Source organism: Pseudomonas sp. FGI182, assembly GCF_000511325.1.
Classification (GTDB): domain Bacteria; phylum Pseudomonadota; class Gammaproteobacteria; order Pseudomonadales; family Pseudomonadaceae; genus Aquipseudomonas; species Aquipseudomonas putida_Z.
The window spans coordinates 2,938,340-2,954,892 of sequence record NZ_CP007012.1; the positions used below are offsets into that span (position 1 = coordinate 2,938,340).

Below are 16,553 nucleotides of genomic sequence, written 5' to 3' on the forward strand. Positions count from 1 at the left end.
CGTTAGACCGGATCCCAGCAGAACACGTCAGCGCTGACCTGCAGCGGTGTGAAAGCGCCTGACAATGCCGGCATGCCATGCTCGGCGATGGCCTGGGCGGTCCAGCCCTCGCCTTGCTGCACCGACCGCACCGGGCGGTTCTGGCTCATCAGGAAGATTTCGTTGCGGCGCACGGTGAACACCTGGCCGTTCACATCCTTGGCCTGGTCCGACAGCAGATACACCGCCAGCGGCGCGTTCTTTTCCGGGGTCATCTGTTTCAGGCGTTCAACGCGGGCCTTCTCTTCCGGGGTACTGTCCGGGATCGCGCTGGTCATGCGGCTCCAGGCGAACGGCGCCAGGCAGTTGGAGCGCACGTTGAAGCGCTGCATGTCCAGGGCGATGGACTTGCTCAGTGCCACCATGCCCAGCTTGGCCGCCGAGTAGTTGGCCTGGCCGACGTTGCCGATCAGCGCCGAGGTGCTGACCATGTGCACGAAGGCGCCGCTGTTCTGTGCACGGAAGCGTTCGGCGGCAGCACGGCTGACGTAGAAGCTGCCGTTCAGGTGCACGTTGATCACCGACTGCCAGTCCTCCACGCTCATCTTGTGGAAGATCACGTCACGAATGATCCCGGCGTTGTTCACCACGCCATCGATGCGGCCGAAGCTGTCCATGGCGCAGGTGATGATGTTCTGCGCGCCGCTCCAGTCGGCGACGCTGTCGGTGTTGATCACTGCGCGGCCACCGAAGCCTTCGATAAGTTTCAGCGTCTCCTGGGCCGGGGTGGACGAGCCGCCCTCGCCGCCCAGCGACACGCCCACGTCATTGATCACCACCGAGGCGCCGGCACGTGCCATCTCCACGGCGATGGCCCGGCCGATGCCGCCACCGGCACCAGTGACTACCACTACTTTGTTGTCGAGCATGTCGTTCTCTCCGTCGTTCGGTTACAGGCCGAGCATCGCCTTGGCCAGGATGTTGCGCTGGATCTCCGAGCTGCCGCCGTAGATGGTCGCGGGACGCGCCTGAAGGAACAGGCCGGTAGGATTGAGGTTGCCGTTGCCTTCGATTGGCTCCAGGTACGCCGCGTACTCGCCGCTGATCTCCAGCATGTAGTCGGTGATGCGCTGGAACAGTTCGGTCTGGTGCACCTTGAGCAACGACACGTCGGCACCCAGGTTCTCGCCACGGCGCAGGCGCTCGGCGAAGGTCTCGAACAGCAGCTTGTGGTCGTCCAGGTCCAGGCGCAGGCGAGTCAGGCGGTCGCGGAAACCCGGCTCGTCGTGAAGGCCCAGGTGCTCACCGAGGACTTCCAGGCGGGTCAGGGCATTGGCCGACTGCTTGGGCGAGCCGAGGAAGATCCGCTCGAAGCCCAGCAGAGCCTTGGCCATGGTCCAGCCGGCGTTCATTTCGCCGACCAGGTTGGCCTTGGGCACGCGCACGTCGTCGAAGAACACCTCGCACAACTCGTCGTGCAGGTCGAGGTTGAGAATGGGCCGTACGGTCACACCGGGGCTGTCCATCGGAACCAGCACGAAACTGATGCCTTCTTGTTTCTTGGCCGCTTTGTCGGTGCGTACCAACATAAAGATCCAGTCGGCGTCGGTGGCCAGCGTGGTCCAGATCTTCTGGCCGTTGATCACCCACTCGTCACCGTCCAGGACTGCCTCGGTGCGCAGGCTGGCCAGGTCGGAGCCGGCGTTCGGCTCGCTGTAGCCCTGGCACCAGATGTGCTCGCCGCTGAGGATGCGCGGCAGGAAATACTGCTGCTGCTCGGGCGAGCCGTAGCGGATCAGCAGCGGGCCGAGCAGCATGATGCCGTGGTCCGGGGTACGGGCCACGCCGTGGTTCTCGAACTCCTCGGTGTAGATCAGTTGCTTGGCCGCCGACAGGCCCATGCCGCCGAACTCGCGAGGCCAGCCCGGGCACAGCCAGCCATGTGTGGAGAGAGTCATGTACCAGTCCTTGACCTCCTCCCAGTGCAAGCGCTTGGGCAGGTCGCGCAGTTCTTCCGGGAAATGCGCGTGCAAGAACTCGCGGACCGTCTGGCGAAATGCGTCGTCGCTCAGGGCGTTGAAATCGGGCAGTTGTGGTTGTTCATTCATGGTCGTGTCCTCAAGCGCTGGCCAGGCGTGGCATGCAGGCGTCGTAACGGCGACGGTGCTGGTCGGATGAGCCATACAGGTTGGCCAGGGTCATGGCCTTGCGCAGGTACAGGCCGACGTCGCACTCGTCGGTGTAACCAATGGCGCCATGCAACTGCACCGCCTGGCGGGTGACCAGCAAGGCGGCGTCGGCGGCACGGGCCTTGGCTCGGGAAACGGCCGCACGACGTTGGGTGGCGGGCGCGCCGGCATCGCACGTCGCTGCCGCCGCTTCCAGGCTGGCGCGCCACAAAGCCAGTTGCAGCTTGAGGTCCACGGCGCGGTGCTGCAGGGCCTGGAAGTTGCCGATGGTCTGGCCGAACTGCTTGCGGGTGCGCAGGTAGTCCAAGGTCAGAGTGAACGCCTGTTCGGCAGCGCCCAGCAGGTAGGCGGCAGTGCCCAGGGCGGCTTCGTCCAGGGCGTCGGACAAGGCCTGGGCCTGCAGGGGCAGGGTTTCAGCGGGGGCGTTGTTCAGGTGCAGGTGGCCGAAATGGCCACCGTCCTGGGTGGTGATGATCTCCAGCTCCACACCGGGCGCCTTGGCGTCCACCAGGGCCAGGCCATCGGGGGTGCTGACCAAAAAGCCGTCGGCACCAGCGGCCATGGGGATGCACAGTTTGCGCCCCCGGACCTTGCCGTTGTGCAGGCGCGTGCCGCCTTCGGTGGCCTCCAGGTTGTCGACCTGCTCTTGCAAGGCCGGCAGCAGCAGGCGCTCGCCGCTCAGCTGCGCAGCCCGTTGCTCGCCATCGAGCAGGCGCGCCGCCAGCACCGCCGGCACGAAGGGCTCGGGTAGCAAGGCGGCGCCGAACACTTCCAGCAAGGCGCAGTACTCGGCCATGCCCAGGCCAATACCGCCCTGGGCCTCGGGTAACGACAGGCCCAGCCAGCCGTTATCGGCCATCTCGCGCCATACCGCACCGTCGAACCCCGGCACCTGGTAGCGCAGGCCGCGCACCCGAGCCAGCTCACTGGCCGGGGCGAACGCCACTGCGCTGTCGCGGATCATGCGGATGTTTTCCAAACGTTCTTCAGACGAATGCATCTCGGTCTCCTGATAGCCTGGTAATGAATTCAGTTCTGGGTGGAGGTCGGGTCAAATGTCGCCAGGCCGTTGCTCACCACCAGGGCGTCACGTTCCAGGACACGCGCACGGAAGGAGCCGTCGCGCCAGATCTCGCTGCGAATGGTTTCCCCCGGCAGCACCGGTGCGGAAAAACGCAGCGCCATGCTGCGCAGGGCGCCGGCGTCATAGTCGCCAAGGGTCTTGAGTAGGGCGTGGCAGACCACGCCAAAGGTGCACAGACCGTGTAGGATCGGCCGGCTGAAGCCCGCCGCACGGGCCACGGCCGGGTCTGCGTGCAACGGGTTGTCGTCACCATTGATTCGGTAGTAAAGGGCCTGCTCCGGGCGGGTGGGCAGGTCCACGCAGAAGTCGGGCTCGGTGTCCGGCACCTGGTGGCTGCCACGCAGTGGCGTGCTGTCACCACCAAAGCCTCCGCCACCACGCAGAAAGGTCGTGCTCAACGTGCTCGCCAGCAACTGCCCACTCTGCGCGTTACGCACTTCTTTTTGCGTGTAGAGCAAGGCTCCCTGTCCCGCCCCCTTATCAGCCACGCCAAGGATCCTGGTCGCGCCGATCACTTCCCCTTCCACAGGAAGCGGGGCATGCAGGGTAATTTCCTGCTCGCCATGCACCACACACTTGGGGTCCACCCCCGAGCGCGGGTCGCCCAGCCAGAAGCCAGGGTGCCCGAGTACCAGTGCCATCGAAGGCATGGCGTGCAGGTCGCGACGGAAGTCGACATAGCCCAACTGCCGCTCGTCCAACGGGTCGCAACCCATCCCGACAGACAGTGCATAGAACGCCGTCTGTTGTCGGGTCAGGGTTTGGCGGACCACAGGGATCGGATAATCAAGCAGCTTTTCAATCTCGATGGGCATGGTGCCATCCCCTTGTTCTTGTCGCTGTTCATGACTTGAGGGGATGTTTCAGCAAGCGAACTTCCAATTCAATTTACGAATTCGAAAGTGCCTCCTCGGTGAAACCGCATTGCAATTCATCGATCGTCAGGGCCACGCATAGCCCGCTGTTGACCTGGCATCGGCATTGATTCTGTTCAACGAATCGGAAGTGCCACTTGGCGTTTCATAAATTGAATTCCCGGATTGCCTGCCGAATCATTCAACTCAATAAGCCGTGCCTGGGCATGCCTGGGTGGATATCGAATCGCTACATCGCTACAGAGAGGTCGAGCAGTGGAACGGGAATCAATGGAGTTCGATGTCGTCATCGTCGGAGCCGGCCCATCGGGCCTGGCCGCGGCTTGCCGACTGAAGCAGAAGGCGTTGGAAACGGGCCAGCAGATCAGTGTCTGCGTGGTCGAGAAAGGCTCGGAAGTCGGCGCCCATATCCTTTCCGGTGCCATCTTCGAGCCCCGTGCATTGAACGAGCTTTTCCCGGATTGGCAAGCACTCGGCGCACCCTTAATCACATCGGTGAAACGCGACGATATCTACTTTCTTCGGGACGCGGAACGGGCCAGCAAAGTCCCTGGTTTCTTCGTTCCTCGTACCATGCACAACGAAGGCAACTTCATCATTTCGCTGGGTAACCTGTGCCGCTGGCTGGCACAACAGGCTGAAGCCTTGGGTGTGGAAATCTACCCTGGGTTCTCCGCTCAAGAAGCGCTGCTCGATGAAGATGGCCGGGTTTGCGGCATCGTCACAGGCGATCTGGGCGTGGACCGTGAAGGCCAACCCAAGGCCGGCTATTACACACCTGGCATGGAACTGCGCGGCAAATACACGCTGTTCGCGGAGGGTTGCCGTGGGCATATCGGCAAGCAACTGATCAGCCGCTTCGACCTCGACAGTGAGGCCGATGCGCAGCACTACGGCCTTGGCATCAAGGAAATCTGGGACATCGACCCGGCGCGACACGAGCCTGGCCTGGTGGTGCACACCGCAGGCTGGCCGCTGAATGACGAGAACCCCGGCGGCTCGTTTCTCTACCACCTGGAAAACAACCAGGTGGTGGTCGGACTGATCGTCGACTTGTCCTACAGCAACCCGCACCTGTCACCGTTTGACGAGTTCCAGCGCTACAAGCACCACCCGGTGATCAGCCAGTACCTGGAAGGCGGCAAGCGGGTCAGTTATGGAGCCCGGGCAATCTGCAAGGGCGGTCTGAACGCATTGCCCAAGATGGTGTTCCCCGGCGGCGCGCTGATCGGCTGTGACTTGGGTACCTTGAACTTCGCCAAGATCAAGGGCAGCCATACCGCGATGAAGTCGGGCATGCTTGCGGCAGAGGCCGTCGTGCAAGCACTACAGGCAGGACGTAGCGGAGACGAACTATTCGAGTATGTCGAAGGGTTCAAGGCCAGTTGGCTGCATGACGAATTACTGCGCAGTCGTAACTTCGGCGCCGCCCTTCACAAGTTTGGGGCGATCGCAGGCGGCGCTTTCAATTTCATCGACCAGAATCTGTTCGGCGGCAAACTCCCGTTCACCCTTCGCGACACCCGCCCTGACCACAGCTGCCTCAAGCCGGCCAGCGAGGCACCACGGATCGAGTATCCAAAACCGGATGGCAAGCTGAGTTTCGACAAGCTCTCCTCGGTGTTTCTTTCCAGCACCAACCACGAGGAAGACCAGCCGGTTCACCTCAGGCTTGCCGACCCGAACCTGCCTATCAGCAACAACCTGCCCCTTTTCGATGAGCCTGCCCAACGCTATTGCCCTGCGGGCGTCTATGAAATAGTCGCGGCCGAAGGTGGCGACAAGCGCCTGCAGATCAATGCGCAGAACTGCCTGCACTGCAAGACCTGCGATATCAAGGACCCCGCCCAGAACATCACCTGGGTTGCCCCAGAAGGCACCGGCGGCCCCAACTATCCCAACATGTAATCTTTTCCCGACAGGACGCACACCATGAAAACACTCACAGCCCTCCTCGCAGCCCTGGCACTGTCAGGTTGCTCAAGGGGATTTTTGGAGTCCCACTCCACAGGTTTCACTGGCGAAAGTGAAAAGACCGCGCAGGCGTACGTGCAGTGCCTGGAGCCCAAGTGGCAAGCGCCGGCCACCTCGCTTTCGAAAACCAAGACGCCTACCGGCTACACACTGGAAGTGTCCGCTTTGCATATCGGCCCCATTGCATTGGCCGTGATCCATGAACAGACACCGGGGATCCGCGTCGAAGTCTTCTTGCCGACGGCGCAGGGCCGGGCAGAACGGTGGGAAGAAGCTGCGAGGGCGTGTTTGTAGGCGAGACAGGAGCAGGTCTGGACGAATGCTTTCAGTCACTCGTACCTTCGTTTCTGCGACCACAATGTCAGCCCAGCAGAGATCGCTTCTCTAATAGAAAGTCGATCAGCGCCCGCACCTTGGCCGGCATTTGCGCACGTGTAGGGGCGTAGAGATAGAAGCCGGGGAAAGACGGGCACCAAGGCTGTAGCACCCGGACCAGCTCACCCGACGCTAGTTGCTCGCGCACACAGATATCCAGGTACTTGACCAGGCCAACGCCCTGGATGGCCGCCTTGAGCATGCTCTCATCATCGTTGAACACCACGCTGCCCCGAGGCTCGAACACCTGGGTATGGCCATCCCCGTCCGGTGCCGTGAACGACCAGCGGTCCAGGGTGCCGCTGCTGGTGAAGCGATACGCCAGGCAGTCGTGCTGGTTCAGCTCGGCCGGGCTCTGCGGAATGCCGTGGCGCGTGAAATAGTCTGGTGAACCGACTATCGCCATCTCGATGGGCGGCGTGATCGGCACCGCCACCATATGCTCGTCCAGACTCTCACCCAGGCGAATCCCCACATCGGCACCGTCGGCGATGATGTTGGCAAAGCCGTCGTTGAGCACCATCTCCAGGCGCAACCCCGGAAAGCGGGCGAGAAACTCGCCCAGGTGCGGTTCCAGCAAGGTTCGCGCAGCAATGCGCGAGGCATTCACCCGGATCAGCCCGGTCGGCGAGGACTGCGCCTCACCCAGTTCAGTGACCGCCAGGTCGATCATCTTCAGCGCCGGGGCCACGGCGTCATAGAGGCGCTGGCCTTCCTCGGTCAGCGACATGTCACGGGTGGTGCGATGCAGCAGGCGTACGTTGAGCTGTTGCTCCAAGCCCTTGAGGTGCTGCGACAGCGCTGCCCGGGACATCTCCATCTCGATCGCAGCCTTGGTAAAGCTACGGTGGCGAGCGATGTGGACGAACCAGGCCAGGGCCGGAAGCAGTGACGGATTGATCGACATATTGTTCAGTATTCCTGACGACTGATGTCGAGTATTGCATATTTTTCCATGACAAACCTTGGCCTACCATGAATCCATCGAGCAACAAACAGACGCTCAACACCGGAGCCAGAACCATGCATAACGTCACCATCCCCACCCTCAACGGCCACGGCATCACGCTCGCCGCCGTCATTCATCAACCGGCTGGCTTTGATGCCGGCAAACAGTACCCGGCCATCGTCGTCGCCCATCCGGGCGGTGGTGTGAAGGAGCAGGCTGCTGGCCTCTATGCGCAGAAGCTGGCTGAACAGGGGCTGCTGGCCATCGCTTTCGATGCCTCCTACCAAGGCGAGAGTACCGGCCTGCCGCGCCAGCTGGAAAACCCCCATGTGCGTACCGAAGACATCAGCGCAGTGGTCGACTACCTGACCACGCTTCCCTACGTCAACCCGGCCCGTATCGGTGCGATGGGCATCTGCGCCGGTGCGGGCTACACCGCCAATGCCGCAATCAACGACCGGCGCATCAAGGCCGTTGGCACGGTGAGCGCCGTCAACATCGGCCAGATGTTCCGCAATGGCTGGGAGAATACCGTCAAGGATGCTGATGCCCTGCCGTATATCGAGCATGGCTCACAGGCCCGTAGCAGCGACGCCAAGGGCGCTGGACTGGCAACCCTGCCTCTGGCGCCGATGCGCGAAGAAGATGCACCGAATGAAGAACTGCGCGAGGCCTGGGAGTATTACCACACCCCTCGCGCCCAGCACCCCAATGCACCAGGTTTCATGACCGCGCGCAGCCTGTCGCAGATCATCACCTACGACGCCTACCACAAAGCCGAGGCCTTCCTGACTCAGCCCTTGCAGATCGTGGCGGGCACGCAGGCGGGTAGTAAATGGATGAGTGATGATCTATTGGCCCGAGCTGCCAGCAGCGACAAACACATGCACCTCATCGAGGGGGCGAACCACATGTCGCTTTACGACAAGCAGCCCTACGTAAATGAAGCCGCCTCTGTGCTGGCTGAATTCTTTCAGAGCCGCCTGTAACCCTTCCATTGCCAAAACGCCCGGCGCCCCCAAGCCGGGTTCAGGCGTACGACACACCCTTCGGCACGTCACCTACCGCAACCTGGGCTGTGACAGCGCAGCCGACCTGTACCTGCCACCGGACTTTGACCAGGGCAAAATCTACCCGGCCATCGTCAGCACCCACCCGATTAACAGCTGCAACGAGCAGACCTCGGGGAGTGTCTGTGGTCGTCAGCTTGCGCAGGCAGGCTTTGTCGTATTGGCCTTCGACGCCAGTTTCCAAGCTGCAAGTTGCGGTGCGCCACGCTTTGTGGAAGACCCGGCCATTCGCGTATACCGTCAGCACTGCCATCACCGACCACCGGATCAAGGCGCTCACGTCGATCACGGGTATTAATTTTGGGCGCTTAATGCGAAATACGACGTGCCGTTGCTTGCTTCCTATACGGAAGGTACGGGAGATGCCTCTAAAATTCGTGGTAAAGCATCGATTCAGGGCACGATTGCCGTGATTCGTGGGCGCGGAGAAATTGCGGCGGATGTTGAACACTCCAGCAAGCTTGAGCTCAAGTACGACCGTATCGAATACAACCTTGACCTACCAGATGATGTTGCTAGCCTGATAAGGGAGCACGGGACGGCCAAGCCAATCATCTTAGAGAACTTCCACTACCTTTCAGAGGAAGTCCAGAGAGAGTTCGCATTTGATTTGCGGAGCTTTCACGACCTCAAAATAAAATTCATCATTTTGGGTGTCTGGAAAGAGGCCAACAGACTCAACCAGTTCAATGGCGAACTGCAGGATCGCCTGGCCGAGGTGCCGGTTGAACCATGGAGCGATGAGGACTTCCGTCGAATCGTCAAGAAAGGCGAGGATCTGCTCAACGTGAAGATGGCGACTGCGCTGGTGGAAGAGTGTATTGACAGTGCGTTCAGCAGTGTCGGGGTTTTCCAGGAACTCATCAAGTACACATGTTTGGAGCACGGTGTCAAAGGTTATCAGGTCGCCAGCAAGTTCATGGATGATCCGAAGGCCCTGGCCAGAGCAATCGACAAAAAAACGAGCGACTATTCTGGTCGACATCTCAAAAATCTAGAAGCTATCGCCTGCGGTAATGCAGCGACGGTAGATAAATCGAAGCCTATCCCCTACTTCCTAAGCTACTACGTCATCATGCACATCCTTGAGGTTGGCTTTGACGGGTTTAACGGCGGACTCAGCGCCGATGCGATGCTGCCAGCGATCAAGCGAGTTCACCACCGTGCTGAGAATCTCAAGATAGCGCATCTCACGAATGCGCTTACCGGTCTCACCGGAATGCAGTCCGGCAAGGGTATCAATCCACCAGTGCTCGCGTACGATTCAAACTCTCGTCAGTTGAAGGTCGTTGATTCCACGTTCTATTTCTTCCTGAAGAACGCGAATCTTGGGCTGATCAAGGAGGATATTTTATCTCCGCTGGATGCGCTCGAAGAGTGCTAACAGCTGGGCTGCCCGCACTAACCATCAGTGCGGTCTATACCCGAGGGCTTTCCGCCACAGTAGCTGATCGTTCACGTAGCAATGTCGCCGAAGTTTAGTACAGGAGCATCTCCGAATAGCCGCTGGCCGATACCTTCAAGCAACGACACATCAGCCGTATTGGGTACTCGTTGCGGCAGCGCTGGATCACCGTGTACCGCTCGATCACTCCCTGGCAAAGTACGCTGCCGCGTTTGGAGGTGAGCATTTGGTCGAACCAACCCAATCGCGATTGGCGCACCCACGCTTCCACAAGCTCGCCAAACCACGCCGCCATGGACTCTCTGGCTTGAGACATCTTTTTTCGTACTGAGCCTAGAACTCCACCTTGCCCCGACCCGCCTTGACAGTGCTGCGCCTGGCTTTTCCTTCGAGGCGACGGGTCTTCGAGCCAAGGGTCGGCTTGGTGGGACGGCGTTTCTTCTCAGTCTTGCCGGCATTGATGATCAACTCGGCAAGACGCGCCAGTGCGTCAGCACGGTTCTGCTCCTGTGTGCGGTATTGTTGTGCCTTGATGATCAACACGCCGTCGCCGGTAATGCGACTGTCACGCAGCGCCAACAGCCGCTCCTTGTAATACTCGGGCAGCGACGAGGCGGGAATGTCGAAGCGCAGGTGCACGGCGCTGGACACCTTGTTGACATTCTGCCCACCTGCGCCTTGCGCGCGGATGTATGTCAGTTCGATGTCGGCATCTGGCAGATGCAGATTATTGGAGATGGTCAGCATGGCATGGCCCTTGTAATTCCCCTCCATTATCACAGCCTTCGCCGCTCACCCACAGAACAAAATACGGTTGACCTCAACCACACTGATCGAGGCACCCCACTCCGCCATTGTGAATGGCGGCCGCGTTTCGCGGACCGCCACGGGTGGAGTGAACTCAGCGCATCATACCCAACTCGGCATCGTCCATCAGCGCCTTGGCCAATGCGCTCAGGTAATGCGCAGCCCAGATCATCATCGGCTTTTCATCCATCAACCCGACAATCGTCAGTTCCCGCACGTACCCCATCAATTCCGAAGACTGCTCCCGAGCGCTCTTGCAAGGAATGCCGGCTTCGATGCGAAACAACGGATGGGTCTGGTTTTCACCTTGGTAGAACGTGGTCTTGCCTACGGTGGTTTTCTCGTTCGATTCGTCAGTAGTCATGGATCCATCTCCCTGATCGTCTAGCGCCTGGGCGGACAGCTTCGCGGGTGATCAGCCCAGCCCAGGCAATACCTGGTTTAGGCTCAGTGCAGCGTTCGCGGTTCGTTCGGCAACTGTATCTGGACGTAGTACGTGGCCTGGATGAGGGTGTCTTCGAGGGAGTGGAGGCTTTGGGGTGGATCGGGGACCATCTTCAACATTCCTATATCTCCAAATGGGCTGCACCGATCCCGCTGTCAAACAGGTTGGGTGGCAGCTGTGTGTGGGTTGACAGACCGGCGGACATAGGAAGTTCCGGCGCACGCAAGCGTGCCCCACACGCAGCCGCCATTAACAGCGCTGCAGAACCTACATACCGTTACGGCCTGTCAAAGCCGTGTCACTGATGAGCAGCGACAGGCCCAGACTAGAGCCCTGCCAGGGCACCCGCAACGGAAAATAGGCGGCAACAGTATCTTTGGGAAATGCCCTACAAGAAAGCGAAAAAATCTGATTTTTCGAGGCTAGTTGTAATCAATGAACAACGAACGATTCATCATCACATCAGGCAATAGAATTCCCTAACCTCTGCCACAATCTCTCCCTTCGCATCATAAAGCCTCGCCTCTGGCGTCATGGCCATGGAGCGGGCCTCGAGCACGTAGCGCTGCCCAGCCTTGAAATGCTCGTAGTCGAGGGTCAGGTAACATTGCCTTACCGTGGTACCTCCCATCAGGCTGATGCCACCGCCCCCATTTACTTCGTAGTCGAACCTGACGACCAATTCATGGCTGCCGGGGCTGACCTCAAAGAAGCGCCCGTCGCGCAGGCGTTGTTTATCCAGGCGTTCGGCCAACAGCACACGGTCATTCGGGAATGGCGTCGAGAGATCGACCCAAGCCATCTGAGGGTTGGCAGTGGGCATCGGCGCCTGGCAACCCGCAAATGCAGCGATCGCGAACAACAGTGTCAACTTGCGCATGGGTAGTTCCCCAAAGGCTCCTGGGCTCACTATTCAGGATAACGCCGACAAGTGTCGATGTGCGCATGAAGGGACGACCGAAGCCCCCTCCTTCGCTTTCATGCTGATACTTGGTTCACGCAGCCCCTTCTCGTATGATCGTCGCAATCTGATCTGGAACGGATTTCGTGAAGTCGTTACCTGGAAATGTCCCAATTGCCCCGGTTGCCCCCAAGGACGTGAAATGGAACGTGGGCGAGGCTGCCAACCAGCTCTCATGGGACGACCTGCGGATCATCAAAACGCTCAGTGAGTGTGGCAATCGCGCTGCCACAGCCAAGAAGCTCGGCATCAACGTGTCCACCGTCTCGCGCAGGGTCTCCCAGGTTGAAAAAACACTTGGCGTAGCCTTGTTCGATCACCGCAAATCAGGCTATCTGCTCACCATCGAGGGCGCGGAATTGCGTGCCCTCGCCGAGCGCGTGGAGCTGGACATTGTCAGCGTGACCCGGCGTGTCTCACGTGCCGGCCAGGGGCCACTCGGAAAGCTTCGTATCACCACCAGCGACTCACTGCTGCTTTACTTCCTCACCCCCATCATCGCGGACTTCAAGGCCCTCAATGAAGGCATCACGATCGAGGTGCTGGTGGGCAACGAATCACTGAGCCTTGCGCGAGACGAATCGGATATTGCGGTTCGGGCGACCAGGAAACCCGCCGAAAGCCTGGTGGGCCGCAAACTGGCCACAATCGCCTGGGCTCCCTACGGCAGCAGCAGCCACATATCGCCTACTCCTCTGTTCACTGAGGGCCAGGCATGGGTTTCCTATTCCGCGGCGCTACGCGGGCTCAAGGCAACGAGCTATGTCGAAAACAGGGTCGCCGCCGAGTGCATCTCGTACCGCACCGATTCGGTTGCGGCGGCAAGTGCTGCAATCGCGGCGGGCTTGGGGGTGGGTTTCTTGCCCTGCATGCTGGGTGATATCACGCCTGGGCTTGAACGCGTCGGCCCTGTGGTGCCGGAGCTGCAGGATGAGCTGTGGCTGCTGACGCACCAGGACATCCGCAAATCGTGGCGGGTCAAAGCATTCATGACGTTCTGTGCAGCTGCCGTTGCCAACCAGAAGCCGTTGATCGAGGGCCAACTGGTACTCCCGGTCACGTAGAGCGAAACCGGGAGTGCGGGTCACTCAGCGCGTGAGCCAAGTACCGCTTTGCAGGCGATTTCGATCAGCTGTGGGCGCTGGGCAAGCCTCGAGACGCCGATGATGTTGCTGGCGCATTGAGGCCGTTCCGTGCCGTAGGCGGCCTTGCGCACCTTGCCGACCACGGCAAAGGCCGCGTCCATGTCCAGTACGTAGAGCGTCTCTTCCACGACATCTTCAAGCGTCGCGCCATACAGCGCGAGCAGCTTGGCGATATTGTCGTAGGCGGCGCGCATCTGATCCCCCATCGAAGAGAAATCACAGGGCCTGCCGTCACGATCCAGGGGTGCCGGCGCGACCAGGTTGCCTTCTTCGTCATGATTGAACTGGCCCGATACGTAGATCTCGTTCCCTACCCGCCGTGCCTGCGGATACCCGTAAGAATTCTCCCACGGAACGCCCCAATAGGCGGTTTGTTTGTTGAGTGGTTGTGAAGCTGCCATCGCTTTCTCCTGGCGTAAACCGGATCAGGTAGATCCGCGTTTGCGTGCGAATCCTAGCAGCAGGATGAGCAAGCGAATGGCGCATTGATGCGCTCCTGAGAGCGCAAAAGTGCGCCACCGCTTCGCTCTGCGATTCGCTATCTTGTGCTCGGACTCAAGCAACGGGCATCACTGAGGACGTCATCCAGTGCCTCAGCACAGTCTGCACAAAGCAGGCGCCGTGACTTGTGCGATGACCATCATCCAGCTGACAGGGAACAAGAATGAACAATCCAAAAACTGAAGTACTGACCCCATTCAACAGCCAACTGATCTTCATCGATCAGCAGCCACAGATGGCCTTCGGCGTTCAGAGCATCGACCGCCAGACCCTGAAAAACAACACCGTAGGCCTGGCCAAGGCAGCCAGGATCTTCAATGTGCCCACTACCATCACGACGGTCGAGACTGAAAGCTTCTCTGGGCACACCTACCCCGAGCTGCTCGCCGTCTTCCCCGACGCTCCGCTGCTGGAGCGAACCTCCATGAACTCCTGGGATGACCAGAAGGTGCGTGACGCGCTCAAGAAAAACGGGCGCAACAAGATCATCGTTTCCGGCCTGTGGACGGAGGTGTGCAACACCACCTTCGCGCTGTCGGCGATGAACGATGCCGGCTATGAAATCTACATGGTTGCCGATGCCTCCGGTGGCACCACCAAGGAAGCCCACGACTACGCCATGCAGCGCATGATTCAGGCAGGCGTGATTCCGGTGACCTGGCAACAAGTGCTGCTGGAGTGGCAGCGCGACTGGAAAAACCGCGACACCTACGATGCCGTCATGGAACTGGTGAAAGAACACTCCGGCGCCTACGGCATGGGTGTCGACTATGCCTACACCATGGTGCACAAAGCACCAGAGCGCGTTCAGCACGGCCCAACCCTGGCCCCGGTTGCTGCCGCTGTCTGACCATTGCCAGCCCCTGCATCCAGGGGCTGTTCATTGACCCGCTGATGGGTACGCCGGCTGGCTGAGCCAGGCCATCGAATCGAGCGTTATCGTCTGTAGCCCGCCCGAGGCTGCAGTGGCCTGCTCTGCCCACTCGAAACGTGCGTGCCCACTTCATTGATTAATGGATTTGTATGAACAGCGATCACTGCACTGTGCTGGCGACTGTCGCGCTGAAAACGACCGGGCTGCTCAAGCCCTGGCAGGTCACGACTGCCAAGAGGTTGATGCTGGAGAACCTGGACACCGGCATAACTGTTACGGAACTCGCCCAAGCCTGCTCGCTGTCGCGTAGCCATTTCACACGAATGTTCAGGGATACCCTGCATGTGCCCCCGCAGCAGTGGATGCGTGAACAACGGTTGCGCAAAAGCAAGGAACTACTGGGGGGCTCGGGAATGATGCTCGCTGAGATCGCACTGGAGTGCGGTTTCTGCGATCAGTCCCACTTCTGTCGCACATTTGTCAAGGCCGAGGGGATGTCGCCGCAGGCCTGGCAGCGACAGGCGTCTATTCAAACTGGGCCTTTGCTCAATTAGGGAGCACATTTGTACTCTATCGATGCCGCCCTAACCTCATGGTCAAGGCAGTCGCTACCAAGAGCATCATCCCACTGGCGATGAAGGTCGCCTGGTACCCAACGCCGTCATAAAGCACCCCACCTAAGGTCGCACCTACGGTGATCGCCAGTTGTATCACCGCGACCATCAGGCCTCCCCCGGCCTCGGCGTCCTCGGGCAGCATCCTGGCCAGCCAGGTGAACCAGCCCACTGGCGCACAAGTGGCAATCAAGCCCCAGCCACCAAGCAGCACCGCCGTCGGGACGACCCAGGAACCTGTCGAAATCACAGCGAATGCGATGACGGCCATGAGCAGTGGAATACCGGGCAGCACTCTGAACAGATGGCGGCCTACGAGCGAACCTACCATCATCGTTCCCACCAGCCCCGCGACGCCGATGATCAGCAGAAGCAGCGACAACGTGGGCACGTCCACCTGTGTCACGGTTTCCAGGAACGGGCGAAGGTAGGTGAACAGCGTGAACTGCCCCATGAAGAGGAATGCAACTGCAGCCATGCCAAGCGCAACCTTGCTGTCTAGCAGCAAACGCAGGGATGCGGTCGCCGAAGCCGTACCGCGCTCGCCAGGCATCGCCGGCAGCGTGAAGGCCTGCCAGATCAACGCAATTGCGGCCAAAGGTACGACGCAGAAGAAGGCCCCTCTCCAGCCGATCAGGCCGCCCAGGTAACTGCCGACCGGGGCCGCGATCACCGTGGCCAGCGCAGTACCGCCCTGCATCACGGCAATGGCCTTGGGAACGAGGGCTTCAGGTGCGATACGCACCATCACTGCGGTGGACATCGACCAATATCCACCAATGGCGATCCCAAGCACGGCCCGCCCCAACATCAAGGTCGGGTAGTTCGGGGCAAACGCCACCAATGCACCGGAAACCAGCATTAGCGCCGTGGTGGCCAACAGGACAGGTTTTCGATCAATACCCTGCGTCAGGGTGGACAGCAACAAACTGGTGACTACGGCGAAGAAACCCGAGATCGAAATGGCTTGGCCGGCCTGTCCTTCGGTAAGCGACAAATCAGTGGCAAGTGGTGTAAGCAGGCTCACCGGCAGAAATTCGGACGCTACCAGGGCAAAGGCGCAGAGTGACATTGCCAACACGGCGCCCCAGACCTGTCTGCTGGAATGTTGAAGGGGGATCGCTGAGCTGGTCATGGTGGTTCTCGTGCAGCAGGTTATGAAAAGCGGGTGCCCTCGCGTTACTCGAGCACTTTGGCAACATTGCCTGCCGCCCATCTTCCTTGCGAAAAACGGCGTATCAGTAGATCAAACGACCAGTTTTCTTGCCTGATTCTCCAGACCCTGTCGACGGGGCATGGACAGCGG

At 60.1% G+C, this 16,553-nt stretch carries 18 protein-coding genes and 1 pseudogene; 7 read left to right on the forward strand and 12 right to left on the reverse strand.

What is annotated here, in order from left to right; translation table 11 throughout:
• Positions 1 to 2: 2 nt before the first annotated feature.
• From C163_RS12945 to C163_RS12960, 4 genes are read right to left on the reverse strand one after another with little or no spacing between them, the layout of a single operon-like run.
• A complete protein-coding gene (locus C163_RS12945) occupies positions 3 to 908 on the reverse strand; it encodes an SDR family oxidoreductase (RefSeq protein ID WP_025339160.1) in 906 nt (301 codons plus the stop codon).
• 21 nt (positions 909 to 929) lie between these two features.
• On the reverse strand, positions 930 to 2,069 hold the full coding sequence (locus C163_RS12950) for an acyl-CoA dehydrogenase family protein (protein WP_025339161.1): 1,140 nt from the start codon (positions 2,067 to 2,069) through the stop codon (positions 930 to 932).
• A gap of 28 nt (positions 2,070 to 2,097) precedes the next feature.
• Positions 2,098 to 3,168 (reverse strand): acyl-CoA dehydrogenase family protein, encoded by a 1,071-nt coding sequence (locus C163_RS12955; protein ID WP_025339162.1) that lies wholly within the window; start codon positions 3,166 to 3,168, stop codon positions 2,098 to 2,100.
• 29 nt (positions 3,169 to 3,197) lie between these two features.
• A complete protein-coding gene (locus C163_RS12960) occupies positions 3,198 to 4,067 on the reverse strand; it encodes a MaoC family dehydratase (RefSeq protein ID WP_025339163.1) in 870 nt (289 codons plus the stop codon).
• Between the two features lie 315 nt (positions 4,068 to 4,382).
• Between C163_RS12960 and C163_RS12965 the strand changes: the two genes are divergently transcribed.
• Both C163_RS12965 and C163_RS12970 read left to right on the forward strand, forming a co-directional pair.
• Positions 4,383 to 6,035: an electron transfer flavoprotein-ubiquinone oxidoreductase gene (locus C163_RS12965; protein ID WP_025339164.1), complete on the forward strand. Its 1,653-nt coding sequence runs from the start codon at positions 4,383 to 4,385 to the stop codon at positions 6,033 to 6,035.
• A 24-nt stretch (positions 6,036 to 6,059) separates the two neighbouring features.
• Positions 6,060 to 6,395: a hypothetical protein gene (locus C163_RS12970; protein WP_025339165.1), complete on the forward strand. Its 336-nt coding sequence runs from the start codon at positions 6,060 to 6,062 to the stop codon at positions 6,393 to 6,395.
• 67 nt (positions 6,396 to 6,462) lie between these two features.
• On the opposite strand, the gene C163_RS12975 is transcribed toward C163_RS12970, so the two are convergent.
• Positions 6,463 to 7,383: a LysR family transcriptional regulator gene (locus C163_RS12975; protein ID WP_025339166.1), complete on the reverse strand. Its 921-nt coding sequence runs from the start codon at positions 7,381 to 7,383 to the stop codon at positions 6,463 to 6,465.
• Between the two features lie 116 nt (positions 7,384 to 7,499).
• Between C163_RS12975 and C163_RS12980 the strand changes: the two genes are divergently transcribed.
• Positions 7,500 to 8,414 carry an alpha/beta hydrolase gene (locus C163_RS12980; protein ID WP_025339167.1) on the forward strand — a complete coding sequence of 305 codons (915 nt, stop codon included), beginning with the start codon at positions 7,500 to 7,502 and terminating at the stop codon, positions 8,412 to 8,414.
• Between the two features lie 40 nt (positions 8,415 to 8,454).
• On the opposite strand, the gene C163_RS27135 is transcribed toward C163_RS12980, so the two are convergent.
• Positions 8,455 to 8,784: a hypothetical protein gene (locus C163_RS27135; protein ID WP_025339168.1), complete on the reverse strand. Its 330-nt coding sequence runs from the start codon at positions 8,782 to 8,784 to the stop codon at positions 8,455 to 8,457.
• 36 nt (positions 8,785 to 8,820) lie between these two features.
• On the opposite strand from C163_RS27135, the gene C163_RS12990 reads away from it, so the two are divergent.
• Positions 8,821 to 9,879, forward strand: a complete 1,059-nt coding sequence (locus C163_RS12990) for a hypothetical protein (RefSeq protein ID WP_025339169.1) — start codon at positions 8,821 to 8,823, stop codon at positions 9,877 to 9,879.
• Between the two features lie 115 nt (positions 9,880 to 9,994).
• On the opposite strand, the pseudogene C163_RS27490 reads toward C163_RS12990, so the two are convergent.
• The 4 genes and pseudogenes from C163_RS27490 to C163_RS13010 all read right to left on the reverse strand — a co-directional run.
• Positions 9,995 to 10,117 (reverse strand): annotated as a pseudogene (locus C163_RS27490) (IS3 family transposase); the annotation flags it as partial.
• Positions 10,118 to 10,233: 116 nt separating this feature from the next.
• Complete coding sequence (arfB, locus tag C163_RS13000) at positions 10,234 to 10,647, reverse strand: alternative ribosome rescue aminoacyl-tRNA hydrolase ArfB (protein WP_025339171.1); 414 nt, start codon at positions 10,645 to 10,647, stop codon at positions 10,234 to 10,236.
• A 154-nt stretch (positions 10,648 to 10,801) separates the two neighbouring features.
• Positions 10,802 to 11,071: a DUF3077 domain-containing protein gene (locus C163_RS13005; RefSeq protein WP_025339172.1), complete on the reverse strand. Its 270-nt coding sequence runs from the start codon at positions 11,069 to 11,071 to the stop codon at positions 10,802 to 10,804.
• 538 nt (positions 11,072 to 11,609) lie between these two features.
• Entirely contained in the window at positions 11,610 to 12,032 is a 423-nt protein-coding gene (locus C163_RS13010; protein ID WP_025339173.1) for a hypothetical protein, read from the reverse strand.
• Positions 12,033 to 12,250: 218 nt separating this feature from the next.
• On the opposite strand from C163_RS13010, the gene C163_RS13015 reads away from it, so the two are divergent.
• Positions 12,251 to 13,177 carry a LysR family transcriptional regulator gene (locus C163_RS13015; protein ID WP_049866793.1) on the forward strand — a complete coding sequence of 309 codons (927 nt, stop codon included), beginning with the start codon at positions 12,251 to 12,253 and terminating at the stop codon, positions 13,175 to 13,177.
• Positions 13,178 to 13,197: 20 nt separating this feature from the next.
• Here C163_RS13015 and C163_RS13020 read toward each other — a convergent pair whose 3' ends face one another.
• Entirely contained in the window at positions 13,198 to 13,659 is a 462-nt protein-coding gene (locus tag C163_RS13020) for a Rid family hydrolase (RefSeq protein ID WP_025339175.1), read from the reverse strand.
• Positions 13,660 to 13,922: 263 nt separating this feature from the next.
• Between C163_RS13020 and C163_RS13025 the strand changes: the two genes are divergently transcribed.
• Complete coding sequence (locus C163_RS13025; RefSeq protein ID WP_003258732.1) at positions 13,923 to 14,609, forward strand: hydrolase; 687 nt, start codon at positions 13,923 to 13,925, stop codon at positions 14,607 to 14,609.
• Positions 14,610 to 14,782: 173 nt separating this feature from the next.
• Positions 14,783 to 15,187, forward strand: coding sequence for a helix-turn-helix domain-containing protein (locus C163_RS13030; RefSeq protein ID WP_025339176.1), 405 nt, complete (start codon positions 14,783 to 14,785; stop codon positions 15,185 to 15,187).
• 16 nt (positions 15,188 to 15,203) lie between these two features.
• Here C163_RS13030 and C163_RS13035 read toward each other — a convergent pair whose 3' ends face one another.
• Positions 15,204 to 16,382, reverse strand: a complete 1,179-nt coding sequence (locus C163_RS13035; protein WP_025339177.1) for an MFS transporter — start codon at positions 16,380 to 16,382, stop codon at positions 15,204 to 15,206.
• Positions 16,383 to 16,553: the final 171 nt, after the last annotated feature.